This window comes from Mesorhizobium sp. M1A.F.Ca.IN.022.07.1.1, assembly GCF_003997575.1.
In the GTDB taxonomy this organism is placed as follows: Bacteria; Pseudomonadota; Alphaproteobacteria; order Rhizobiales; family Rhizobiaceae; genus Mesorhizobium.
The window spans coordinates 1-23,859 of record NZ_RZST01000048.1; the positions used below are offsets into that span (position 1 = coordinate 1).

The 23,859-nt window shown below is 64.2% G+C and carries 17 protein-coding genes and 1 pseudogene; 12 read left to right on the plus strand and 6 right to left on the minus strand.

Going from position 1 to position 23,859, the window contains the following annotated elements; genetic code table 11:
- On the plus strand, positions 1-531 hold a 531-nt coding region (locus EOA75_RS08350; RefSeq protein WP_281058522.1), incomplete at its 5' end, for an inositol monophosphatase family protein.
- A 21-nt stretch (positions 532-552) separates the two neighbouring features.
- On the opposite strand, the gene EOA75_RS08355 is transcribed toward EOA75_RS08350, so the two are convergent.
- The 4 genes from EOA75_RS08355 to EOA75_RS08370 form a co-directional block, all read right to left on the minus strand.
- Positions 553-1,695: a DegT/DnrJ/EryC1/StrS aminotransferase family protein gene (locus tag EOA75_RS08355; protein ID WP_127324052.1), complete on the minus strand. Its 1,143-nt coding sequence runs from the start codon at positions 1,693-1,695 to the stop codon at positions 553-555.
- Between the two features lie 252 nt (positions 1,696-1,947).
- Positions 1,948-2,871, minus strand: a complete 924-nt coding sequence (locus EOA75_RS08360; protein WP_127324053.1) for a carbohydrate kinase — start codon at positions 2,869-2,871, stop codon at positions 1,948-1,950.
- A complete protein-coding gene (locus tag EOA75_RS08365) occupies positions 2,868-3,314 on the minus strand; it encodes an RbsD/FucU domain-containing protein (protein WP_127214382.1) in 447 nt (148 codons plus the stop codon). Before EOA75_RS08365 ends, EOA75_RS08360 begins: the two co-directional genes overlap by 4 nt.
- A gap of 2 nt (positions 3,315-3,316) precedes the next feature.
- Entirely contained in the window at positions 3,317-4,543 is a 1,227-nt protein-coding gene (locus tag EOA75_RS08370; protein ID WP_095781659.1) for an ROK family transcriptional regulator, read from the minus strand.
- Positions 4,544-4,755: 212 nt separating this feature from the next.
- On the opposite strand from EOA75_RS08370, the gene EOA75_RS08375 reads away from it, so the two are divergent.
- The 10 genes from EOA75_RS08375 (at position 4,756) to EOA75_RS08420 (ending at position 21,026) form a co-directional block, all read left to right on the plus strand.
- Positions 4,756-5,790, plus strand: a complete 1,035-nt coding sequence (locus tag EOA75_RS08375) for a sugar ABC transporter substrate-binding protein (RefSeq protein ID WP_066998169.1) — start codon at positions 4,756-4,758, stop codon at positions 5,788-5,790.
- A gap of 161 nt (positions 5,791-5,951) precedes the next feature.
- Complete coding sequence (locus tag EOA75_RS08380; RefSeq protein WP_066997793.1) at positions 5,952-7,016, plus strand: ABC transporter permease; 1,065 nt, start codon at positions 5,952-5,954, stop codon at positions 7,014-7,016.
- A 2-nt stretch (positions 7,017-7,018) separates the two neighbouring features.
- A complete protein-coding gene (locus EOA75_RS08385; RefSeq protein WP_066997791.1) occupies positions 7,019-7,801 on the plus strand; it encodes an ATP-binding cassette domain-containing protein in 783 nt (260 codons plus the stop codon).
- A gap of 148 nt (positions 7,802-7,949) precedes the next feature.
- Positions 7,950-10,412, plus strand: a complete 2,463-nt coding sequence (locus EOA75_RS08390) for a glycogen/starch/alpha-glucan phosphorylase (RefSeq protein ID WP_127324054.1) — start codon at positions 7,950-7,952, stop codon at positions 10,410-10,412.
- A gap of 115 nt (positions 10,413-10,527) precedes the next feature.
- Positions 10,528-12,762, plus strand: a complete 2,235-nt coding sequence (gene glgB / locus EOA75_RS08395) for a 1,4-alpha-glucan branching protein GlgB (protein ID WP_127324055.1) — start codon at positions 10,528-10,530, stop codon at positions 12,760-12,762.
- A gap of 14 nt (positions 12,763-12,776) precedes the next feature.
- Positions 12,777-14,042 (plus strand): glucose-1-phosphate adenylyltransferase, encoded by a 1,266-nt coding sequence (gene glgC, locus EOA75_RS08400; RefSeq protein ID WP_067327922.1) that lies wholly within the window; start codon positions 12,777-12,779, stop codon positions 14,040-14,042.
- Positions 14,043-14,108: 66 nt separating this feature from the next.
- The gene (glgA, locus tag EOA75_RS08405; RefSeq protein ID WP_127241980.1) at positions 14,109-15,554 is read left to right on the plus strand and encodes a glycogen synthase GlgA; all 1,446 of its coding nucleotides are present in this window, start codon (positions 14,109-14,111) and stop codon (positions 15,552-15,554) included.
- Positions 15,555-15,557: 3 nt separating this feature from the next.
- Positions 15,558-17,186: an alpha-D-glucose phosphate-specific phosphoglucomutase gene (locus EOA75_RS08410; protein WP_127324056.1), complete on the plus strand. Its 1,629-nt coding sequence runs from the start codon at positions 15,558-15,560 to the stop codon at positions 17,184-17,186.
- A gap of 196 nt (positions 17,187-17,382) precedes the next feature.
- Positions 17,383-19,383: a glycogen debranching protein GlgX gene (gene glgX / locus EOA75_RS08415; RefSeq protein ID WP_127324057.1), complete on the plus strand. Its 2,001-nt coding sequence runs from the start codon at positions 17,383-17,385 to the stop codon at positions 19,381-19,383.
- Positions 19,383-21,026, plus strand: coding sequence for an alpha-glucosidase family protein (locus tag EOA75_RS08420; RefSeq protein WP_127214376.1), 1,644 nt, complete (start codon positions 19,383-19,385; stop codon positions 21,024-21,026). The genes glgX and EOA75_RS08420 overlap by 1 nt, the downstream gene beginning before the upstream one ends.
- Positions 21,027-21,032: 6 nt before the next feature.
- Here EOA75_RS08420 and EOA75_RS08425 read toward each other — a convergent pair whose 3' ends face one another.
- Both EOA75_RS08425 and EOA75_RS08430 read right to left on the minus strand, forming a co-directional pair.
- The gene (locus tag EOA75_RS08425; protein ID WP_245466590.1) at positions 21,033-22,826 is read right to left on the minus strand and encodes a pilus assembly protein TadG-related protein; all 1,794 of its coding nucleotides are present in this window, start codon (positions 22,824-22,826) and stop codon (positions 21,033-21,035) included.
- A gap of 23 nt (positions 22,827-22,849) precedes the next feature.
- Positions 22,850-23,296, minus strand: a complete 447-nt coding sequence (locus EOA75_RS08430) for a TadE/TadG family type IV pilus assembly protein (RefSeq protein WP_082980554.1) — start codon at positions 23,294-23,296, stop codon at positions 22,850-22,852.
- A 290-nt stretch (positions 23,297-23,586) separates the two neighbouring features.
- On the opposite strand from EOA75_RS08430, the pseudogene EOA75_RS08435 reads away from it, so the two are divergent.
- Positions 23,587-23,859 (plus strand): annotated as a pseudogene (locus EOA75_RS08435) (peptide ABC transporter substrate-binding protein); the annotation flags it as partial.

The window sequence follows — 23,859 nt, forward strand, 5'->3', positions numbered from 1 at the left end:
GGCACAAAGGAATTCGTCAACCGCCGCACCGATTTCACCGTCAACATTGCGCTGGTCCGCCACGGCGTGCCGGAAGTCGGCGTCGTGTTCGCGCCTTGCACAGGACGTTTCTTCTCCGGTCGGGCGGGGACGGCGGAAGCGATCGACATCGACGGCGACTATCGTATCGCCGGCCGTCGGCCAATCACCGTGCGGGCAGGCGGCACGCCGCTCGCCGTCGTCGCCAGCCGCTCGCACAACACGCCGGAAACCGAAGCCTTCATCCGCGATCTCGGCGCCACCGAAATCGTCTCGATAGGCTCGTCGCTGAAATTCTGCCTGCTCGCCGCCGCCGAGGCTGACGTTTATCCGCGCTTCGGCCGCACCATGGAGTGGGACACGGCCGCTGGCGATGCGGTGCTGCGCGCCGCCGGCGGCATGACCCGCACGCTGGACGGCCAGCCGCTCGTCTACGGCAAACGCAACCAGGCCAATGACACGGATTTCGCCAACCCGTATTTCATTGCGACGGGGAAGGGCGTGGAGGTTTAATCTCCCGCTCAAGGGCCGAGATCAGGCAGCCGCGACCTGCGCCGAGTTCGAGCCGATATAGTTGCGGATCGTCTCGATGATCTTGTCTTGGTCGGCTTCGCTGAGATAGGCGTGCATCGGCAGACAGAGGATCTGCTTCGGCAGCTTCTCCGAAACCGCAAGACCGGTCGGCGTACGCGGATAATCGCGGTAGGCGATTTGTTCGTGCAGCGGCTTCACGTAATAGATGACCGACGGGATGCCTTTTTCGCCGAGATGGGCCTTCAACCCGTCGCGTTTCGGCGTCTCGATGGCATATTGCGCCCAGGCCGAGCGGCCGTGGCCGAGATTGCGTGATGCCTTGACGATGTCGCCAAGCCCATTGGCGTAACGGTCGGCGACCGCCTGGCGGGCCACCATCTCTTCCTCGAGGATGGCGAGCTTCTCGATCAGGATCGCCGCCTGCAGCGTGTCGAGGCGCGAATTGATGCCGACCCGGATGTTGTCGTACTGCGTCTCGCCCTTGCCGTGGAAGGCGAAGGAGCGCAGCTTGTCGGCGAGCGCAGCATCATTGGTGAACATCGCGCCGCCGTCGCCGTAGCAGCCGAGCGGCTTGGCCGGATAGAAGCTGGTCGAGCCGACATGGCCGAAGGCGCCGCACATCGTGCCGTCGGCCGAGCCGCCCATCGACTGGGCGGCGTCCTCGATCACCAGCAGGCTCTCGCGCTTTGCGATCGCCATGATCGCCTCGTAGTCGGCGGCAAGTCCGAACAGGTCGACCGGGATGATCGCCTTCGGCTTCAGCCTTCCTTGCTTCTTGATCATGTCGATCGCCGCCTCGAGGCTGGCGATATCGATGTTGTAGGTGTCGGGATCGACGTCGACGAAGACAGGCTTGGCCTTGGCGAGCGCCACCACTTCGGCCGTCGCGGCGAAGGTGAAGCTTGGCACGAACACGGCATCGCCCGGACCGATGCCGGCCGCAAACAGCGGCAGAAGCAGCGCATCGGTGCCGTTGGCGCAGGCCACCACATGCTTGACGCCGACGTAAGCCGCGAGCTTGTTCTCGAATTCTGCGACTTGCGGGCCGAGGATGTAACGGCCGTCTTCGACCACCGTGTCGATCGCGGCCTTCAGCCGGTCGCGGATTCGTTCGCGCTGCGCGCCAAGATCGATGAACTGCATGTCGGCCTCAGATGCTGCCAGTAAACCGGCCCGCTGGTACCAGACTTGCCACGGCTGAAAAAGCCGGCCATGGCCAGGGCGAATTGCGCAAGTGTCGCAGCCTGTTACCGTTTTTTGCCTGCGCATTGCCAGAAGAAGCCGGAAATCCGGGCTTCCAAGCGTATTCGAAGCGGCTCTTGTCGCGCTGTTCCGGCCCTTCGAAACATAAAGTGATCGCTCGGGCACGGATCGCCGGCGGGACCGGTCAGCCGATCAGGCGATTTCGTGCCGCCATGGCGGGTTGGCGCCGGCCCGAGATACCGTCACGGCGGCCGCCTTGCCGCCAAGCTCCAGCGCGCTGCGGATGGCTTCCTCCGAGAGGCCGCCGATCGCTGCTTTGGTGAGCAGACCCTGCTCGTGCAGCGAGGCAAGGATGCCGGCATTGAAGGTGTCGCCCGCGCCGACGGTGTCGACCACCTTCACCTTCCGCGGCACCACCGTGACCTTGTGCTCCCTGCTGAAGCCGACGGCGCCTTCGCTGCCATGGGTGACGACGATCAGGCTGGGACCGCGGTCAAGCCAGTTACGCACGACCTCCTCGTGCGAGCCCGCTTCGTCGAACCAGTTGAGGTCTTCGTCCGACAGTTTGACGATGTCGGCCATCGCCATCATCTCGCGGATGCGCCTCAGATGCTTGGCCTTGTCCGGAATGAAGTTGGGCCGGATGTTGGGGTCGAGCATCATCACCCGGCTGTTGTGCTCGCGCCGCATGAACTCCTCATAGGCCGATCCCGCCGGTTCCGAGATCAGGCTGATCGCGCCGAACAGCATCGCCTCGATCTCGGCGCCGAGCTTCGGCAGGTCCTCGATGGCGAGCATGCGCCCGGCGGTGTTCTCGTCGTAGAACGTATAGGTCGCCTGGCCATCTGTGAGCCGCACGAAGGCGAGCGTGGTCGGCTTGGGCGAGGTGTGCGCATAGGTCGAGCTCACCTTGCTGGCTCCCAGCGCCTCGCGGAGCTGGCCGCCGAACAGGTCGGAGGAGAGACCTGAGAAGAAGCCTGCCGGAGCGCCCAGCCGTCCGAGCGCGACCGCCGTGTTGAACACCGCTCCGCCGACATAAGGCGCGAAGGCCGCTTCGCCTTCCGCCGTCGTGCGCGGCAGCATGTCGATCAGGGCTTCGCCACAGCAGAGGATCATTGTGTCTCGGTCTCCGGCGGATGGATCACGCCCTTACGGATGATGATGTTGGCATAAAGCCTTGGCTCGCTGGTCGCGACGATCGCATGCGCGGCCTTGACGCGTGCATAGAAGTCGGCCCCCGCCAGCGCAATCACCTTGCGGCCCGGCGCGCGTTTGGCGCAGACCGCTTCCATCTCGTGATGCACGGGATCGGCGAGCGCCGGATCGCCTTTGACCGAGGCGCGGAACAGGGCCTCCGGCACCGCCTCATCCACCGGCAGCACGCTCAAAACGGCGTCCAGCACCGAAATGACGGCATGGCCGTCGGCGCGGATCAGCCTGCGCGCCTGTTCCTCGGCCGGATAATTGCCGTCGACGATGGCGATCTCGTCGCCATGGCCCATGGCCCTGAGCGTCGCCAGAAGCTGCGGACCGAGCAGCGACGGAATGCCGATCAGCATGGTCAGGCGCTCCTGGAAATCGTCGTCGGTCCGATCAGGAAGCGTTCGGAAAGCGGCAGGCTGGCGCCGCCAAGCGCCCGCGCATGGATGCCGACCGTTCCTTCGCGTACGACCGGCAGCTTCAGCCCCTCGGCGTCGATACCGGTGATCGCGTCCGTCACCGCATCGACAAGCCTCCGCCGCACGTCGAGCGGCATCCAGCCGTCGATCACCGCGGCCTCGAAATCGATGACCGACGAGGCGGCAACGATCGCATAGGCCAGCGCTTGTGCAGCACTTGCGATCCAGTCGTCGAGCTCGGCGCCGATCTCGCCCCATTCCTGCGGCGAGGTCCACAGATAGGAGCCGTCGATGCCCTTGGCGCTCAGCGCCTTTTCCAGCATGGCGATCGAGGCGACATCGATAAGCTGTGTCGGCTTGCCGTCCGGCCCGGGCACCGGCATCGAACCCAGGGCGCCGGCATTGCCGGTCGGCCCGCCGAACAGCCGGCCGTTGAGCACGATGCCGCCGCCGGCAAAGGCGCCGATATAGAAATAGACGAAGTCGCGCGCCGCGCCTGCCTGGCCGAAGACGAGCTCTGCCCCGCAAGCGGACGTGGCATCGTTCTGCAGATAGACCGGAAAGTCGCATTGGGACTGGATGTCGGCGCGGATGTCGCGATGGCGCCATTCATCCATGATCTCGCGCGGCGCGCCGGCTGTGTCGGCCCAGCTCCAAAGCTCGAACGGCATGGCGATCCCGAGCCCGGCGATGCGCTTGTCCTGCGCGGGTGTCAGCTCGCCGCGCATTTGTTTGATCCCAGCGCCGACGAACTCCACCGTCTCGCGCGGCGCCGGATAACGATAGGAATTCTGCAGCATCGATCGCACATTGCCGAGGAAGTCGATCAGCACCAGCTCGGCGCTGCGGCGGCCGATCTTGAGACCGATGAAGAAAGCTCCTTCCGGATTGAGCGCCATCGGGATCGACGGCTGGCCGATCTTGCCGCGCAGCGGCGCCTGGCGCACGAGCAGCTTGTCCTCTTCCAGCTCCCGCATGATGACGGATACCGTCTGGGCCGACAGCCCGGTCATGCGCGCGATGTCGGATTTGGCGAGGCTGCCATGCTGGCGCACCAGTGACAGCACCAGCCTTTCATTGTGGTCGCGCATGCCGCTCTGGTTCGTGCCGCGATGCAGCCGGCTCTCCAGAGCCTCGGGCGAACCGTGCCTCGCAATGCCGGTCTCCACCCTGTTCCTCCCGTCGGTTTCCCCACACTGGCTTTTCGTTCAGAATGAGTGAACAGCGCAAGTCTGTCAATAATAAATAAGAGTGATTTAATTATTGACAGATGATGCGGACTGGTGTCTTTTGGGGTGGCGTCCACGCTGGGAAAAATGGTTGGATGCGCTCGAGGCGCCGGGTTGGCCGGCGTCCGGAATGGTTCCATTGGGAGGAAATCGTGACCAAGAAATCGCTGCTGAAGTCCACCGTATTCGCGGCGGCCGGGCTGGGCCTGCTCGCATTCGCCTCGTCCGCATCGGCTGCGGGCGTCGGCGCCTGCCTGATCACCAAGACCGACACCAATCCCTTCTTCGTGAAGATGAAGGAAGGCGCCACCGCCAAGGCCAAGGAACTCGGCGTCGACCTGAAGACCTATGCCGGCAAGATCGACGGCGACAGCGAGAGCCAGGTCGCGGCGATCGAGAGCTGCATTGCCGACGGCGCCAAGGGCATCCTGATCACCGCCTCTGACACCAAGGGCATCGTGCCGACGGTGAAGAAGGCGCGTGACGCCGGCCTGCTGGTGATCGCCCTCGACACGCCGCTCGATCCGATCGACGCTGCCGATGCGACCTTCGCCACCGACAATCTGGAGGCCGGCAAGCTGATCGGCGCCTGGGCCGCCGCCACGCTCGGCGACAAGGCCAAGGACGCCAAGATCGGCTTCCTCGACCTCACTCCCTCCCAGCCGACCGTCGACGTTCTGCGCGACCAGGGCTTCATGATGGGCTACGGCATCGACGTGAAGGATCCCAACAAGATCGGCGACGAAGACGATCCGCGCATCGTCGGCCACGACGTGACCAACGGCAACGAGGAAGGCGGCCGCAAGGCGATGGAGAACCTCCTGCAAAAGGACAACACCATCAACGTCATCCACACCATCAACGAGCCGGCCGCAGTCGGTGCCTACCAGGCGCTCAAGGCCGTCGGTCTGGAAAAGCAGGTGCTGATCGTTTCGGTCGACGGCGGCTGCCCGGGCGTCAAGTCGGTTGCCGAGGGCGTTATCGGCGCCACCTCGCAGCAGTACCCGCTGCAGATGGCGGCGCTCGGCATCGAGGCGATCGCCAAATTTGCCAAGGACGGAACGAAGCCGAAGCCGACCGAAGGGAAGAACTTCTTCGACACCGGCGTCAATCTCGTCACCGACAAGCCGGCCAACGGCGTCAAGTCGATCGACACCAAGGAAGGCCTCGCCAAGTGCTGGGGCTGACGCTCTGACGGTTCACAAAGCTTGCGGCTGGGGGCTTGATCCCCGGCCGCATCGGGTGGACGATGCGCCTTCGTCAAGCGCGGACAATCCTGGCGACAGACCGGAAGAGGCGTCGACGGCGCGCGCAGCAATGAGAAGGCTGTGCGCATACGGGAGGATACATGTCTCAGATTCAGGAATTCGAGAAGGTACTTTCGGGCAGCGACAGCAGCGTCGCGGCCTTCGACGAGCACGGCAAGTCGTTCGTCAAGCGCGCCCAGCATTTCCTGCACTCCACGCCGGCGGCGGTGCCGCTGATCGTGCTGGTGCTGTCGGTCATCATCTTTGGCGTTGCCATCGGCGGCCGCTTCTTTTCGTCCTACACGCTGACGCTGATCCTGCAGCAGATCGCCATCGTCGGCATCCTGGGCGCTGCCCAGACGCTGGTCATCCTGACCGCCGGCATCGATCTTTCGATCGGCGTGGTGATGGTCATCTCGGCGGTGGTCATGGGCAACTGCGCCATCACCTATGGCATGCCGACAATCCTGGCCGTGGTGCTTGGGCTTGGCGCAGGCGCGGTTTGCGGCATGCTCAACGGCTTGTTGGTCGCCTATATGAAATTGCCGCCCTTCATCGTGACACTGGGCACCTGGAACATCGTCATGGCCACCAATTTCATCTACTCGGCCAATGAGACGATCCGCGACGCCGATGTCGACGCTCAGGCGCCGCTGCTGCATCTCTTCGCGCTGAGCTTCAGGGTCGGCTCCGCCGTGCTGACGGCCGGCGTCATCGCCATGGTCCTGTTGGTGCTGCTCTTGTGGTATGTGCTCAACCACACGGCGTGGGGCCGCCATGTCTATGCCGTCGGCGACGACCCGGAAGCGGCGAAACTCTCCGGTATCCAGACCAAGTCTGTGCTGATGGCCGTCTATACGCTTGCCGGTCTGATCGCCGCCTTCGCTGCCTGGGTGTCGATCGGCCGCAACGGCTCGATCTCGCCGTCCGCCGCCGTCACCGACTACAATCTGCAAGCGATCACCGCGACCGTGATCGGGGGCATCTCGCTCTTTGGCGGCCGCGGCTCCATCCTCGGCACGCTGTTCGGCGCCATGATCGTCGGCGTCGTCTCGATGGGCCTCAACATGCTGGGCGCTGACCCGCAATGGAAAGTGCTGCTCACCGGTGTCCTGATTATCGGCGCCGTGGCGATCGACCAGTGGATCAGAAAGGTTTCGGTGTAACCATGACCCAGCAGGCTGTTCTCACCGCGCGCGGTCTAACCAAGCGCTACGGCCGCGTGACCGCGCTCAACAACTGCGACTTCGATCTCTACCCGGGTGAAATCCTGGCCGTGATCGGCGACAACGGCGCCGGCAAGTCGACGCTCATCAAGGCGATCTCCGGCGCCGTGCATCCCGATGAAGGGGTGATTGAGCTGGACGGCAAGCAGGTCCAGTTCAAATCGCCCATCGAGGCCCGCGAGGCGGGGATCGAGACCGTCTACCAGAACCTGGCATTGTCGCCGGCGCTGTCGATCGCCGACAACATGTTTCTCGGCCGCGAGATCCGCAAACCGGGTCCGCTCGGCAGCTGGTTCCGCATGCTGGATCGTCCGGCGATGGAAAAGCGCGCCCGCGACAAGCTGACCGAACTCGGCCTGATGACCATCCAGAACATCAGCCAGGCGGTGGAGACGCTTTCGGGCGGCCAGCGCCAAGGCGTCGCCGTGGCTCGCGCCGCCGCCTTCGGATCGAAGGTGGTGATCATGGACGAACCGACGGCGGCGCTCGGTGTCAAGGAAAGTCGCCGCGTCCTCGAGCTGATCCTCGACGTCAAGAAGCGCGGCCTGCCGATCGTGCTCATCTCGCACAACATGCCGCATGTCTTCGAGGTTGCCGATCGCATCCACATCCACCGGCTTGGACGGCGTCTATGCGTCGTCGATCCGAAGCAGATTTCGATGTCGGATGCCGTCGCGCTCATGACCGGCGCCAAGAAGCCGCCGGAGGACGCGCTGGCGGCCTGATTTCCGTCCACCATAGCAATTGGCCGCAGGTGCATCGGATGGACACTCCGTCCTAAATCGATTTAACATTATATGCTGCAGTGCGGCAAACTGGGGTAGGAGAAACGGTGAAAGCCGCTATGATCAGGCCAACCGAACGAGAGGCGATATGAAGCCCGCCATGACGATCGAAGCCCCCGCTCTCGACCACCCCGATCCCTGGGCGCTCGCCGAAGAAGTCTTGATGTCGCTCAAATACCGGGTCGGCAAGGACACCACCGTCGCAACGCCCTACGACTGGCTGACCGCCTCGATCAAGGTGGTGCGCGACCGCGTCGTCGATCACTGGATCCAGGCGACCAAGGAAGCCTACGACCAGCAGGAAAAGCGCGTCTACTATCTCTCGCTCGAATTCCTGATCGGGCGCCTGATGCGCGACGCCTTCTCCAATCTCGGCCTGATGGAGAACATGCGCGAGGCGCTGGCATCGCTCGGCGTGGATCTCGACTTGATCGCCGGCCTTGAACCGGACGCAGCCCTAGGCAATGGCGGTCTCGGCCGGCTCGCCGCCTGCTTCATGGAAAGCATGGCAACGGTCGATATTCCCGCCCACGGCTACGGCATCCGCTACGCCAACGGCATGTTCCGGCAGGAGATCCATGACGGCTGGCAGGTCGAGCTGCCGGAGACCTGGCTCGACCATGGCAACCCATGGGAGTTCGAGCGGCGCGAACGTTCCTTCGAGGTCGGCTTCGGCGGTTCGGTGGAATCGATCACCTCAAAGGACGGCCGCCTGGAGCGCCATGTCTGGAGGCCCAACGAGCATGTGCTGGCGGTCGCTTATGACACGCCGGTCGCGGGCTGGCGCGCCAAGCGCGTCAACACGCTGCGGCTGTGGTCCGGCATGCCGATCGACCCGATTCTGCTCGACAAGTTCAATGCCGGCGACCACATCGGCGCGCTCGCCGAAAGCAACAAGGCCGACGCGCTGTCGCGCGTTCTCTATCCGGCCGACTCGCACATGGCCGGGCAGGAGCTCCGGCTGCGCCAGGAATATTTCTTCTCGACTGCTTCGCTGCAGGACATCGTCCAGCGCCACCTCAGCCAGTACGGCGACCTGAAGTCGCTGCCCGACAAGGCCGCGATCCACCTGAACGACACCCATCCGGCCGTCGCCGTGCCGGAGCTGATGCGGCTTCTGATGGACGTTCACGGCATGGATTTCGACCTTGCCTGGGACATCACCAAGCGTACCTTCGCCTACACCAACCACACGTTGCTGCCGGAGGCGTTGGAAAGCTGGCCGGTGCCGCTGTTCGAGCGTCTGTTGCCGCGCCACATGCAGATCGTCTACGCCATCAATGCCCAGGTTCTCCTGGAGACGCGGGCCACCGGAAAATTCTCGGGCGAGCAGATCGCCCGCATCTCGCTGATCCAGGAAAATGGCGACCGCCGCGTGCGCATGGGCAATCTCGCTTTCGTCGGCTCGCATTCGATCAACGGCGTCTCGGCGCTGCACACCGATCTGATGAAGGAGACGGTGTTTGCCGATCTCCACAAGCTCTATCCCGACCGCATCAACAACAAGACCAACGGCATCACGCCCAGGCGCTGGCTGATCCAGTGCAATCCCGGCCTGACCGCGCTTGCCCGCGAAGCGATCGGGAACCGCTTCATGGACGACATCGAAGCGATCAAGGATCTCGATCCTCTTGCCGGCGACTCCGCTTTCCGCGAGAAGTTTGCCGCCGTGAAGCGCCAGAACAAGGTGAGGCTTGCAAACCTAGTCGCCGACCGGCTCGGCATCAGGCTCGATCCTTCAGCGCTGTTCGACATCCAGGTCAAGCGCATCCACGAATACAAGCGCCAATTGCTCAACATTCTGGAGGCGATCGCGCTCTACGACCAGATCCGCTCGCATCCCGAGCGGGACTGGATGCCGCGGGTTAAATTCTTCGGCGGCAAGGCGGCGCCGAGCTACCACAACGCCAAGCTCATCATCAAACTGGCCAACGACGTCGCCCGGGTGATCAACGGCGATCCCTCGACGCGCGGCCTGCTCAAGGTTGTGTTCGTGCCGAACTACAATGTCAGCCTCGCCGAGGTGATGATGCCGGCGGCCGATCTTTCCGAGCAGATCTCGACCGCCGGCATGGAGGCTTCCGGCACCGGCAACATGAAGTTTGCCCTCAACGGCGCCTTGACCATCGGCACGCTCGACGGCGCCAATGTCGAGATCAAGGAGCGCGTCGGCGACGACAACATCTTCATCTTCGGCCTCACCACCGCCGAGGTCGCCGAACGCCGCGACAACGGCTACAATCCGCGCGGCGTGATCGCGTCCTCGCCGGAGTTGTCGCAGGCGGTGTCGGCGATCTCCTCCGGCGTCTTCTCGCCTGACGATCCCAACCGCTACCGCGACCTAATGAACGGCCTTTATCAGAGCGACTGGTTCATGGTGGCGGCCGATTTCGACTCCTACGCCGCCTGCCAGCGCGAGGTCGACGATGTCTGGCGCAACAGTCCCGACTGGTACGCGCGCGCCATCCGCAATGTCGCCCGCGTCGGCTGGTTCTCGTCCGATCGCACCATTCGCCAATACGCGAAAGAAATCTGGAACGTACCTGTCTGATGTGATTGCATGAGGCCGCCGACAACGTGGACGTGCATGTCGCCCAAAAGTGCCTAGCCGTTTTGGGCCAACATATGCACAAACCAGAATAGTTCCCAGGGAGGGACGCCGCCTGATGAGGAAGCCGCGCGCGACCGCTGCAACAAGCGGGCCGGACGGACTGGCGCCAGCCGGCGATGTCGCGGCCATTGTCGCCGGAACACATGGCGATCCCTTTGCAATTCTGGGTGTGCACGCGGCCGGCAAGGGCTTTGTCGCCCGCTGCTTCGTACCCAATGCCGAATGCGTCACCGCCTATACGCTCACCGGCAAGGAAGCCGGGGAACTCGTGCGCAGCAACGATGCCGGCTTCTTCGAGGGCAAGCTTTCGATCCGCAAGCGTCAGCCGTTGCGCTATCACGCGAGGAATGCCGGCGGCGACTGGTGGCTGACCGACCCTTATTCCTTCGGCCCGGTGCTGGGCCCGATGGACGACTACTACATGGCGGAGGGCTCACACCTGAGGCTCTTCGACAAGCTCGGCGCCCATATCATCGAGCATGAGGGGACCACCGGCGTGCATTTCGCGGTATGGGCTCCCAACGCCCGGCGCGTCTCGGTGGTCGGCGCCTTCAACGACTGGGACGGCCGCCGGCACACCATGCGCGACCGCAAGGACACCGGCATCTGGGAGCTGTTCATTCCGGACCTCGGCGCCGGCCAGCCTTACAAGTTCGAGATCATCGGTCCCGACGGCGTGCGCCTGCCCCTCAAGGCCGATCCGTTCGCCTTCGAGTCCGAGCTGCGCCCGGCGACCGCTTCGGTGACGGCGCCGCCGATCGCGCATCAATGGGGCGACGAGGCGCATCGCAGCTTCTGGCAAAAGGCCGATCCGCGGCGCGAGGCGATCTCGATCTACGAGGTCCATGCCGGCTCGTGGCAGCGCCGCGATGACGGCACCTTTCTCACCTGGGACGAGCTCGCCGCGCAGCTGATTCCTTACGTGGTCGAAACCGGCTTCACCCATATCGAGTTCCTGCCGATCTCGGAGCACCCCTACGATCCGTCCTGGGGCTACCAGACGACCGGCCTTTATGCGCCGACCGCGCGCTTCGGCGATCCCGACGGCTTCGCCCGCTTCGTCGACGGCGCGCATCGTGCCGGCGTCGGCGTCATCCTCGACTGGGTGCCGGCGCATTTCCCCGTCGACGAGCATGGGCTGGTGAAGTTCGACGGGACCGCGCTCTACGAGCATGCCGACCCGCGCCAGGGTTTTCACCCCGACTGGAATACCGCCATCTACAATTTCGGCCGCCGCGAGGTGGTGTCGTTCCTCGTCAACAACGCGCTGTTCTGGGCCGAAAAATACCATGTCGACGGTTTGCGCGTCGACGCTGTCGCCTCGATGCTCTACCTCGATTATTCGCGCAGGTCAGGCGAGTGGATCCCCAACGAGAAAGGCGGGCGCGAGAATTTGCAGGCGGTCAGCTTCCTGCAGAAGATGAACAAGGAGCTTTACGGCCATCATCCCGGGGTGATGACGATCGCCGAAGAATCGACCTCATGGCCGAAGGTATCGCAGCCGGTGCATGAAGGTGGACTCGGCTTCGGCTTCAAATGGAACATGGGCTTCATGCACGACACGCTGGAGTATTTCTCCAAGGAGCCGATCTACCGCAAGCACCATCACAACGACATCACCTTCGGCCTGGTCTACACTTTTTCCGAGAATTTCGTGCTGCCGCTCTCTCATGACGAGGTCGTGCACGGCAAGGGCACGCTGCTCCACAAGATGGCAGGCGACGACTGGCAGAAATTCGCCACTCTGCGCGCTTACTACGCCTTCATGTGGGGTTATCCCGGCAAGAAGCTCCTGTTCATGGGCCAGGAATTCGCCCAGCGCCGCGAGTGGAGCGAGGAACGCGCGCTCGACTGGAATCTGCTAGAGCACGCCCCGCACCGCGGCGTCCGGCAGGCGGTGCGGGACTTGAACTACCTCTATCGTTCGCGCCCGGCGCTGCATGCGCGCGACTGCGAGCCGGAAGGCTTCTCCTGGCTGATCGTCGACGATCGCGACAATTCGGTCTTTGCCTGGCTGCGCAGCGCGCCGGACGGCAACCCGATCGCCGTCATTTCCAACTTCACGCCGGTGCCGCGCGAGAACTATCGCGTGCCGCTGCCGAAGGCGGGCGAGTGGCGCGAGATCATCAACACTGACGCCGCCGAGTATGGCGGCTCCGGCATGGGCAATGGCGGCATGATCGTGGCGAGCGGGGAAGGGGGCGGCACGTCGGCGACGATGCTCTTGCCGCCGCTGTCGACGATCATGCTGGAATTCGTCGCGAATGAAGCAAAGGTCCGGACAGCTTAGGAGGGAGGCAAACGATGGCAGAGATCAAGAGAACCCAGCCGCTGGCGCGCGATGCCATGGCCTATGTGCTGGCAGGCGGCCGCGGCAGCCGCCTCAAGGAGCTGACCGACCGGCGCGCCAAGCCCGCCGTCTATTTCGGCGGCAAGACGCGCATCATCGATTTTGCGCTGTCCAATGCGCTCAACTCCGGCATTCGCCGCCTCGGCGTCGCCACCCAATACAAGGCGCACTCGCTGATCCGACACCTGCAGCGCGGCTGGAACTTCCTGCGCCCCGAACGAAACGAGAGCTTCGACATCCTGCCCGCCTCCCAGCGCGTCTCGGAAACGCAGTGGTACGAGGGCACGGCGGATGCGGTCTACCAGAACATCGACATCATCGAGGCCTATGGCCCCGAATACATGGTCATCCTAGCCGGCGACCACATCTACAAGATGGATTACGAGCTGATGCTGCGCCAGCACGTCGATGCCGGCGCCGACGTCACCGTCGGCTGCCTCGAAGTGCCGCGCATGGAGGCGACCGGCTTCGGCGTCATGCATGTCGACAAGAAGGACACCATCATCTCCTTCATCGAGAAACCCGCCGACCCGCCCGGCATACCGGACAAGCCGGACCATGCGCTGGCCTCGATGGGAATCTATGTCTTCAAGACCAAGTTCTTGATGGAGCAGTTGCGCCGCGACGCGGCCGAGCCAGGATCCAGCCGCGACTTCGGCAAGGACATCATCCCCTACATCGTCCAGCACGGTAAGGCGATCGCCCACCGCTTCGCCAAATCCTGCGTCCGCTCCTCGCACGAGTCGGAGCCTTACTGGCGCGACGTCGGGACGGTGGACGCCTATTGGGAAGCCAATATCGACCTGACCGATGTCACGCCCGAACTCGATCTCTACGACCGGGATTGGCCGATCTGGACCTATGCCGAATTGAAGCCGCCGGCCAAATTCGTGCATGACGAGGACGGCCGTCGCGGCGAGGCGATCTCCTCGCTGGTGTCCGGCGACTGCATCGTTTCCGGCGCATCGCTGCGCCGCAGCCTGATCTTCACCGGCGCGCGCATCAATTCCTATGCGAAGCTCGAGGAAGTGGTGATGCTGCCCGACGTTCAGGTTGGGCGCAACGCGCGCCTCAAGCGCGTCGTCATCGACCATGGCGTCCACATACCGGAGGGGCTGGTGGTCGGCGAGGATGCGGCACTCGACGCCAAGCGCTTCCGCGTTTCGGAAAAGGGCATCTGCCTGATCACTCAGGATATGATCAACAAGCTGTCAACCTGATAGGGTTGATCGGCAAGTTGTCAGTCTGATCAACAAGCTGTCACTTTAGCCGTGGATCTTAGGCGCATGCAGGTTCTGTCCGTCACGCCCGAAATCTTCCCGCTGATCAAGACCGGCGGGCTTGCCGACGTGACCGGTGCCCTGCCGATCGCGCTCGCCAGCAAGGGCGTGGCGATGCGCACGCTCATCCCCGGCTACCCGGTGGTGATGGACGCTTTCAAGAAAAAGAAGGCCGTCTATCAGTACCCGCTGCTGCAGGGCGGCAAGGCTTCGGTTCACGCCGTCAAGATCGGCGAGCTCGAGCTCTTCGTGCTCGACGCGCCGCATCTTTTCGACCGCCAGGGCGGGCCCTATGGTACCGCCTCCGGCTCCGACTGGCCCGACAACTGGCGGCGCTTCGCGGCGCTGAGTCAGGTCGGCGGCGACATCGCCGGCGGCGCGATCTCCGGCTACCAGCCAGACCTCGTGCATGCCCATGACTGGCAGTCGGCAATGACGCTCGCCTATATGCGCTACGGCAACGCGATCGGCGTGCCGTCGCTGATCACCGTGCACAACCTTGCTTTTCAGGGACAGTTCGGCTCCGGCATTTTCGGCGAGCTCGGCCTGCCGGGCGTGGCGATGCAGCTCGATGGCGTCGAATATTATGGCGGCGTCGGCTTCCTCAAGGCCGGCCTGCAGGCCGCCTGGGCGATCACCACGGTGAGCCCGACCTACGCGCAGGAAATCCGCTCGCCGGAATTCGGCATGGGCCTCGACGGCCTGATCAACATGCGCGCCGTCGACCTCTACGGCATCGTCAACGGCATCGATGTCGACATCTGGAACCCGGCGACCGACAAGCACCTGGTCGCCAACTACTCGGCCGAGACGCTGGAAGCGCGCGCCCTGAACCGCAAGGCCGTGGAGGACCGCTTCAGCCTCGAGCCTGACGACAGCCCGATCGTCTGCGTGGTCAGCCGTCTGACCTGGCAGAAGGGCATGGACATTTTGGCTGCCGTGGTCGACGGCGTCGTTCAGCGCGGAGCACGACTGGCGGTTCTGGGCTCGGGCGATGCCGGCCTCGAAGGCTCGCTGCTTGCCGGGGCCGCGCGGCATCGCGGCCGCGTCGGCGTCGTCATCGGCTATGATGAGGCGCTCTCCCACATCATGCAGGGCGGTTGCGACGCGATCGTCATCCCTTCACGCTTCGAGCCTTGCGGGCTGACCCAGCTCTATGGATTGCGCTATGGCTGCGTGCCGGTCGTCGCCCGCACCGGCGGCCTCGCCGATACGATCATCGACGCCAACGAGGCGGCACTTTCGGCCGGCGTCGCCACCGGTTTTCAATTCGCGCCGAACAATGGCGGCGCCCTCCTGCACGCCATCCGTCGCCTCGTTGAGGCGCATGCCAGACCCGCCGCCTGGGCCTCGATCCAGCGCCAGGGCATGAAGGCCGACGTTTCCTGGGACAAGAGCGCCGAGAAATATGTCGAACTCTATCGCTTGCTGCTTTCAAAAAGGGCTGCCTGAGGCATGATCAAAACCGTCCCTACCAAACCCTATACCGACCAGAAGCCCGGCACCTCCGGCCTGCGCAAGAAGGTGCCTGTCTTCCAGCAGGAGCACTATGCCGAGAACTTCATCCAGTCGATCTTCGACGCGCTGGAAGATTTTCAGGGCAAGACGCTGGTGATCGGCGGCGACGGCCGTTTCTACAACCGCGAGGTCATCCAGACGGCCATCGCCATGGCCGCTGCGAACGGCTTCGGCAAGGTGATGGTCGGGCAGGGCGGCATCCTGTCGACGCCGGCCGCGTCCAACATCATCCGCAAATACAAGACCTTTGGCGGCATCATCCTGTCGGCCAGCCACAATCCGGGAGGCCCGCACGAGGACTTCGGCATCAAATACAATGCCGGCAACGGCGGCCCTGCGCCGGAGAAGATCACCGACGCGATCTTCGAAAAGTCCAAGACGATCTCGAGCTTCAAGATCGCCGACATCGGCACCGTCGACATCGACACGATCGGCACCTTCCAAGCCGGCGGCATGACGGTCGAGGTGTTCGACCCGGTCAAGGACTATGCCGAGCTGATGGAGAGCCTGTTCGACTTCGACGCCATCCGCGCGAATTTCAAATATGGCTTCCGCATGCGCTTCGACGCCATGCACGCGGTGACCGGCCCCTATGCCAAGGAGATCCTCGAGCGTAGGCTCGGCGCCCCGGCCGGGACCTGCCGCAATTTCAAGCCGCTGCCCGATTTCGGCGGCCATCACCCCGATCCGAACCTGGTCCATGCCAAACATCTCTATGACGAGATGATGGGGCCGGACGCGCCGGATTTCGGCGCCGCTTCCGACGGTGACGGCGACCGCAACCTGATCATCGGCAAGGGCATCTTCGTAACGCCCTCGGATTCTCTGGCGATGCTGGCCGCCAATGCGCATCTGGCGCCCGGCTACAAGGAAGGCCTGAAGGGCATCGCCCGCTCGATGCCGACCAGCGGAGCGGCCGATCGCGTCGCCGAGAAGCTCGGCGTCGGCATCTACGAGACGCCGACCGGCTGGAAGTTTTTCGGCAATCTGCTCGACGCCGGCATGGCGACGATCTGCGGCGAGGAAAGCGCCGGCACCGGTTCCAACCATGTGCGCGAGAAGGACGGGCTGTGGGCCGTGCTTCTGTGGCTCAACATCCTCGCTGTGCGGGGCGAGAGCTGCAAGGACATCGTCACCAAGCACTGGGAAAGCTACGGCCGCAACTATTACTCGCGCCACGACTATGAGGAGGTCGAGACAGACCGCGCCAACGCACTGGTCGACGAATTGCGCGCCAAGCTCGGCTCGCTGCCCGGCACCAGCGTGCGCGGCATGAAGATCGCCAGCGCCGACGACTTCGCCTATCACGACCCGGTCGACGGCTCGGTGAGCAAACACCAGGGCATCAGGATCCTGTTCGAGGGCGGCTCGCGCGTCGTGTTCCGGCTCTCCGGCACCGGCACTTCCGGCGCCACGCTGCGCGTCTATATCGAGCGTTACGAGCCCGACAAGGCGAGGCATGACCTCGACACGCAGGAAGCGCTCGCCGACCTCATCGCCGCCGCCGACGACATCGCCGGCATCAAGAGCCACACCGGTCGCAACAAGCCGAGCGTGATTACTTGAAAGTGGTGAGGATTTCCCCTTCTCCCCTTGTGGGAGAAGGTGGCCGAGCGAAGTTCGGACGGTTGAGGGGTGCTCCAGCTTGGCGCAAACCCGTGTCCAGAACATCGACGCCTCATTCCTTCCAACGCCCCTCATCCGTCTCGGCGCTGCGCGCCGATCCACCTTCTCCCACAAGGGGAGAAGGGGAGAGGCCCGCATGACCCTCGGCGCCAGAATCACTCCCGAAGGCATCCGCTTTGCCGTTTGCTCCTCATCGGCCAGACGTCTTTGGGTCTCGCTCTTCGACGACAGCGGCGCGCGCGAGATCGACCGGCTGGAACTCAACCCGGAAGGCGAGGGCGTGCATGCACTCCTTGTCCCCGGCCTTGGGAACGGCACGCGTTACGGTTTTCGCGCCGACGGCGACTATGCGCCGGAGCGCGGCCTCTGGTTCGATCCGAACAAGCTTCTCATCGATCCGTATGCCGTCGAGGTCGATCGTCCATACCAATATCACTGGAGGCTGGCCGCCAAACGCAATGAAGGCGCCGACACGTCCTCGCTCATGCCAAAGGCAATTGCGCATTCCCTGCCCAAACCGCAGCCGCCGCAGCCGCCGCTGTTCCGGCCCGGCGGCCTGATTTACGAACTCAACGTCCGCTCCTTCACCAGGCTGCATCCGGACGTCCCCGAGGCCCAGCGCGGCACCATCGCGGCGCTTGCCCATCCGGCTGTCGTCGAGCATCTGAAGCGTCTCGGCGTTTCCGCCGTCGAGTTGATGCCGATCACGGCCTCGATCGACGAGCGCCATTTGCCGCCGCTGGGGCTGAACAATGCCTGGGGCTACAACCCCGTCACCTTTATGGCGCTCGATCCCCGCCTGGCACCGGGCGGCCTGAGCGAATTGCGCGATACCGTCGCGGCGCTGAGTGAAGCGGGTATCGGCACGATCCTCGACCTCGTCTTCAACCACACCGGCGAAAGCGACCGGCTCGGGCCGACACTGTCGCTGCGCGGCCTCGACGCCCGGACCTATTACCGGCACATGCCGGACGGCCGACTGGCCAATGACACCGGCACCGGCAACACCGTCGCCTGCGACCACCCGGTCGTGCAGAGGATGGTGCTCGACACGCTGCGCCATTTCGTCCGCCATGCCGGCGTCGACGGCTTCCGCTTCGATCTGGCGCCGGTGCTCGGCCGCGTTGACGGCACGTTCGATCCGGAGGCGCCGCTTCTCGAAGCCATCGCCGGCGACCCCGTGCTCGCCGACCGCGTGCTGATCGCCGAGCCATGGGATATTGGCGCGACCGGCTACCAGCTCGGCAATTTCCGGCCGCCATACCTTGAATGGAACGACCGCTATCGCGATGACGTCCGGCGCTTTTGGCGCGGCGACGCGGGCGCGATCGGCGCTTTAGCCACGCGGCTTGCCGGCTCCTCCGATGTCTTCGGCAGGGCGGGCCAGCCGGTGAGCCGCAGCGTCAATTTCATCGCCGCGCATGACGGCATGACGCTGGCCGACATCGTTGCCTATGAGAAGAAGCACAATGCGGCCAACGGCGAGCACAATCGCGACGGCCACAATGACAATCTGTCGTGGAACAACGGTGTCGAGGGCGAGTCCGATGACGCCGAAATCGCCAAGGCCCGGTTCGATGACCAGCGTGCGCTGCTGGCGACGCTCTTTGCCTCGCGCGGCACCATCATGCTGACCGCCGGCGACGAGTTCGGCCGCACACAGAAGGGCAACAACAACGCCTATGCGCAGGACAACGCCATCACCTGGCTCGACTGGGCCGGCCGCGACCGGGCGCTGGAGCGGTACACAGCAGCGCTTGTGCAACTGCGCCGTGCCTTTCCGCCGTTATCCGACACGAATTTCCTGACCGGCAAAGCTGCAGACGGAATGGAAATCCCCGACGTCGAGTGGTTGACCGAAACCGGCGTGCCGCTCGGCGAGAGCGACTGGAACGACCCCGGCCGACACCGCCTCGTCATGATCCTCGGCGATAGCCAGCGCGGTCGCCTTGCCGTCATGGTCAATGGCGACCGCCGCCAATGCGTCTTCACCTTGCCGCTGCGAGATGGCTACGAGTGGCGTTCGGCGATCGAGACGCAGGCGATCGACCTTGCGCGGCCGCTGCCCGGCCGCACCGTCAATTTCATGATCGAGCGCAGGGCGGCCGGAAACGCCCACGCCGGGAAGGGTTCGTAATGGCTGGTGGGAATGCCGAATGGTGGCGCGGCTGCGTGGTCTACCAGATCTATCCGCGCTCCTTCCAGGATACGACCGGCGACGGCAGCGGCGATCTCAAGGGGGTAACGTCGCGTCTTGCCCATGTCGCTTCGCTCGGCGTCGACGCCGTCTGGCTCTCGCCCTTCTTCAAGTCGCCGATGGCCGACATGGGCTATGACGTGTCGGACTATCGCGATGTCGATCCGATGTTCGGCACACTGGAGGATTTCGACGCGCTGGTCGCCGAGGCGCACCGGCTCGGCCTCAAGCTCATCATCGACCAGGTGATCTCGCATTCGTCCGACAAGCACGAATGGTTTGTCGAGAGCCGCGCCAGCCGTGACAACGCCAAGGCGGACTGGTATGTCTGGGCCGACGCCAAGCCGGATGGCAGTGCGCCCAACAACTGGCAGTCGCTGTTCGGCGGGCCGGCCTGGGAGTGGGACGCCACCCGCCGGCAATACTACATGCACAATTTTCTCGCCTCGCAGCCGGATCTGAATTTCCACAATTCGGAGGTGCAGGATGCGGTCCTTGACACCGTGCGCTTCTGGCTGAAGCGCGGCGTTGACGGGTTCCGGCTGGATACCGTGAACTACTATGTCCACGACCGCTGGCTGCGCGACAACCCGCCGCTGGCTTCAAGCGTCGCCGGCACCAACGTCGCCACCACCACCTACGCCTTCCAGGAGCATCTCTTCGACAAGACGCGCCCCGAGAATCTCGATTTCCTGAAGCGCTTGCGCGCGTTGCTCGACGAATATCCGGACCGTGCCGCCGTCGGCGAAGTGGGCGACGAGGAGCGCTCGCTGCAGACGCTCGCCGCCTACACCTCCGGCCGCGACAAATTGCAGATGTGCTACACCTTCGACCTGCTCGGCCCGCAATTTTCGGCCGCCCATGTGCGCGGCTGCGTCGAGGCGTTCGAGAACGCGGTTGCCGACGGCTGGGTCTGCTGGGCCTTCTCCAACCACGACGTCATGCGCCATGTCAGCCGCTGGACGCAGCCGGGCGAAAATCCTGATGCGGTAGCGAAATTCGCGATCGCGCTGCTGTCCTGCCTGCGCGGCTCGATCTGCCTCTACCAGGGCGAGGAGCTTGGGCTGGAGGAAGCCGAGCTTGCCTATGAGGACCTGCGCGATCCGCTGGGCATCCGTTTTTGGCCGGGCGTGAAGGGCAGGGACGGCTGCCGCACCCCGATGGTGTGGGAGGCCGGGGCCGAAAATGGTGGCTTCTCCGTGGGCAAGCCCTGGCTGCCGGTACCGCCGTCGCATCGCGCCCGCGCGGTCGATGTGCAGGAGGGCGAGGACGGTTCTGTCCTTGCCGCCTATCGCTCGATGCTGGCCTTGCGCAAGCGCCATCCGGCGCTGATCGCCGGCTCGATCCGGTTCCTAGAGGCGGCGGGCGATGTGCTTGCTTTCATCCGTCAGCACGAAAACGAGAACTTGCTATGCGTCTTCAACTTCGCCGGTGAGCCGGCGAACTGGACGCTGCCGGCCGAGATCAGCGATGTCGAGATAACGGTTCTTGCCGTAGACGTCGCCGGCGTTCTTGGCGGTGTTCTCGGAGAAACTGCGCTGGCGCTGCCGCCTGTGGGGTGCTTCGTCGGGAGAATTGGCTGACGGTCGCTACTGGACCAGCACCGAGCGTCCGCAAGTCGCGCCGGTGACCCGCACATAGGCCTCGCCGACATGCACGCCAAGCACCGCAAGCACATTGTAGACGAGGTTGTCGACCGGCGCGGTGACGCCGTTGAGCAGCGTCGTCACCGCCGGCTTCACCGTGCCGAGCAGGGTGGTCGCGTCGAGACCGAGGCCGAGCGCGTTGACCGTCAGCGACAGGTTGTTCACCAGCGAGGTGGTGAGCGACTGCGTCAGGTTCTTGGTCGACACTGTCTTGATCGCCTTGTTGGCGATCTCGGTGGCGCTGAAGGTCAGATTCGTCGGCGCCATGTTGGTGACCGAGAAGGCCGACGATCCCTTGATCTGCAGCAGATTGAGGTTGATCAGCAGCATCTTGAGGCTGACGTCGGCGATGTCGGCGTCGCTGAAGGATTGCGGCTTGCCGAAATCTGCGAAGCCGCTGGCGTTGCTGTCGGCGAGATGGGCCGCGACGACGCCCGGCTGCGCGGCGATTGAGACCTTGATGCTGGAGGGGCCGGTCGGGCAGCTGATGTCGGTCAGCTTGGCTTCGGCATAGGCGACCTCGATATTGAGCGGCAGGTTGACGGCAAGCAGCTTGACGCCGCCGCCCAGATTAATGCCGGCTGTGCCATTTCCGGTGCCGTTGCCGAAGCCATTGCCGTTGTTCCCGTTTCCAATCCCGACGCTGGCATTGAGCTTGATGCGCGTCTGCGCCGTGCGCACCACCGTGCCCAATTCTCCCACCGCCAGCCATGGCAAGGATTGCATGGGTTCGCCGATGGCGACCTGGAGCGTCGTCGATGTCAGTCCCGGTATCGTCGCCCCGAGGTCGACCGTAACCTGGTTCGTGCCGTTGGCGAGCGCCGCGGCTGCGCTCAGCATGCTCATGGCGCTGGCGCTGACCGAAAGCCCGGCGGGCTTCTGTCCGAGCCCCAGACTGCCCACCGAACCGAGGTCGACGAGATGGCCAAGCGGGATCTTGACCGAGTTGGTGGCGCTCGAGGCCATGGTCTGCAGCGCGAGCTTGGCGGTGCGGTCGAGCCCGGGCACGTTGGCCATCGCGGTGGTGATCTGGCCGACCGTTGCCTTCGAGCCGAGCACATCCGAATAGGTACCGCCGGTCAGACGCAGCTGCGTCGCCAGCGCATCGGTGAAGGAGAGCACGTCGACATCGGCCGAGATCAGCGAATTGTAGTCCATCACGCTGAGTGAGAGGTTGCCGCCCAGAAGCGCGCCGAGCAGCGCATTGAGGATGCCGCCATTGACGCTGGCGAGCCGCGATCCGACCGAGAATGCTGCTGCGGGCTGGGCGCTTGCGGTGGCTGTCGTGCCGATCACCGGCGGGGCCATCACCGAAGCGGCGAAATAGAGCGTGCCGAGCTTCTTCATCGACACCTGGACGGCATTATAGGGCAGCTTGCCCGCTTCGAAGCGGCTGCCGGCCGCGATGGAACTGACCCCCGAATAGCGTCCGGGCACGACCTCGACGACCGCCTTGCTGCCGGTCGGCTCGATTTTGGTGCCCTGCTGCTGCACGGCGACGGACGTGATTCCGTTGTCCCTCAGCGTCGTCAGCACGGCTTGCTGGGCTTTGTTGATGTTGGCGGCGGCGGTGATCGCGGCGAGGTCGACGATCGACTGCGCGGCGCGGCGTTCGTTATAAAGCGAGCCCTCATCGATCGCGAACGCGGTCAGCGTCAGCGCCACTGGCGTGCAGAGCGCGGTCATAACCGCGAAATTGGCGCGCCGGTCGGCGATCAGCCGTCGCGCAGCGTCCATCACTCTCCCCGCGGAGTAGCGCATCATATGCCTCCGACCCGGATCGTCGACTGGCGCTGGATCGTGGTGCCCGGCAACGGCAGCGTCCGGAACAGGCTCCAGATCGGCAGGTCGCGCGCGTCATAGCTGACTGAGACGATGAACTGGCTGCCGTCGACGGTACTGTCCTTGGCGTCGACCGTCAGCTTTTTCGGGTCGACAAAAGCATAGCCGGCGACGTCATGGCTGATGAAATCGGTGACCAGCGCCTGGCGCTCCGTCTGGTTGAGGCCGGCGATCGCCGTTCGCGCCGCGTCGGCGGCGATCTGCTGGACCGAATGGCTGGCGCCGAAATAGATTCCGTATGCAACCATTCCGAGCAATAGCAGGATGAAGATCGGCGCCAGCATGGCGAATTCGACCGCAGACGTGCCCGCGGCGTCAGCCCGGAAACGGAACCAAGGAGCAAGGAAATTTCGGTTCTTCAGCATGGGCCGGAGAATGCCAAAACCTGCTTGCAAAAACAGAAAACGGCTGGGACAACCGAAAGGTGCACACAGTTGAACGGGACGCCTAAGCTTTAGATATCGCTGTTTTAGCGAAACGCTGCTCACTCAACGTCAAGCAGCGGGCAGTTGAAATAAGATATTCCTCTGTCTAGTCTCCCGCCACCAGCCGCCGGAAGGGAACCGGGGCGCGCTCAAAAGGGACCCGTTGACGGTTCCGGGGCGTCAACACTCAAGGCGTGGTTGAGGGGCCGCGCCAACAAGGGAGAGACTTCATGCTCAAAAACCTGCTGAAGGCGACCGTGTTCGCCACCACGATGGCCTTGGCGACCGGTGCTTTCTACACGCCCGCCTTTGCCGAGACCGTCTACAATCGCGGATCCGCTGCCGAGGCGGAGACGGTCGATCCGCACAAGACGTCGACGGTCTACGAGGCCGATATTATACGCGACCTGTTCCAGGGCCTCGTCATGCATGACCCGAAGACGAACCTCATTCCGGGCGCCGCCGAAAGCTGGACGGTGTCCGACGACGGCACTGTCTACACC

Bases quoted from the DNA above. Each gene is read 5' to 3' on its own strand.
- EOA75_RS08355 (WP_127324052.1), bottom strand. From the start codon at position 1,695: ATGCAGTTCATCGATCTTGGCGCGCAGCGCGAACGAATCCGCGACCGG.
- glgB (WP_127324055.1), top strand. From the start codon at position 10,528: ATGAGGAAGCCGCGCGCGACCGCTGCAACAAGCGGGCCGGACGGACTG.
- glgC (WP_067327922.1), top strand. From the start codon at position 12,777: ATGGCAGAGATCAAGAGAACCCAGCCGCTGGCGCGCGATGCCATGGCC.
- EOA75_RS08360 (WP_127324053.1), bottom strand. From the start codon at position 2,871: ATGATCCTCTGCTGTGGCGAAGCCCTGATCGACATGCTGCCGCGCACG.
- EOA75_RS08390 (WP_127324054.1), top strand. From the start codon at position 7,950: ATGAAGCCCGCCATGACGATCGAAGCCCCCGCTCTCGACCACCCCGAT.
- EOA75_RS08380 (WP_066997793.1), top strand. From the start codon at position 5,952: ATGTCTCAGATTCAGGAATTCGAGAAGGTACTTTCGGGCAGCGACAGC.
- glgA (WP_127241980.1), top strand. From the start codon at position 14,109: ATGCAGGTTCTGTCCGTCACGCCCGAAATCTTCCCGCTGATCAAGACC.
- EOA75_RS08420 (WP_127214376.1), top strand. From the start codon at position 19,383: ATGGCTGGTGGGAATGCCGAATGGTGGCGCGGCTGCGTGGTCTACCAG.
- EOA75_RS08425 (WP_245466590.1), bottom strand. From the start codon at position 22,826: ATGGACGCTGCGCGACGGCTGATCGCCGACCGGCGCGCCAATTTCGCG.
- EOA75_RS08385 (WP_066997791.1), top strand. From the start codon at position 7,019: ATGACCCAGCAGGCTGTTCTCACCGCGCGCGGTCTAACCAAGCGCTAC.
- EOA75_RS08410 (WP_127324056.1), top strand. From the start codon at position 15,558: ATGATCAAAACCGTCCCTACCAAACCCTATACCGACCAGAAGCCCGGC.
- EOA75_RS08365 (WP_127214382.1), bottom strand. From the start codon at position 3,314: ATGCTGATCGGCATTCCGTCGCTGCTCGGTCCGCAGCTTCTGGCGACG.
- glgX (WP_127324057.1), top strand. From the start codon at position 17,383: ATGACCCTCGGCGCCAGAATCACTCCCGAAGGCATCCGCTTTGCCGTT.
- EOA75_RS08430 (WP_082980554.1), bottom strand. From the start codon at position 23,296: ATGCTGAAGAACCGAAATTTCCTTGCTCCTTGGTTCCGTTTCCGGGCT.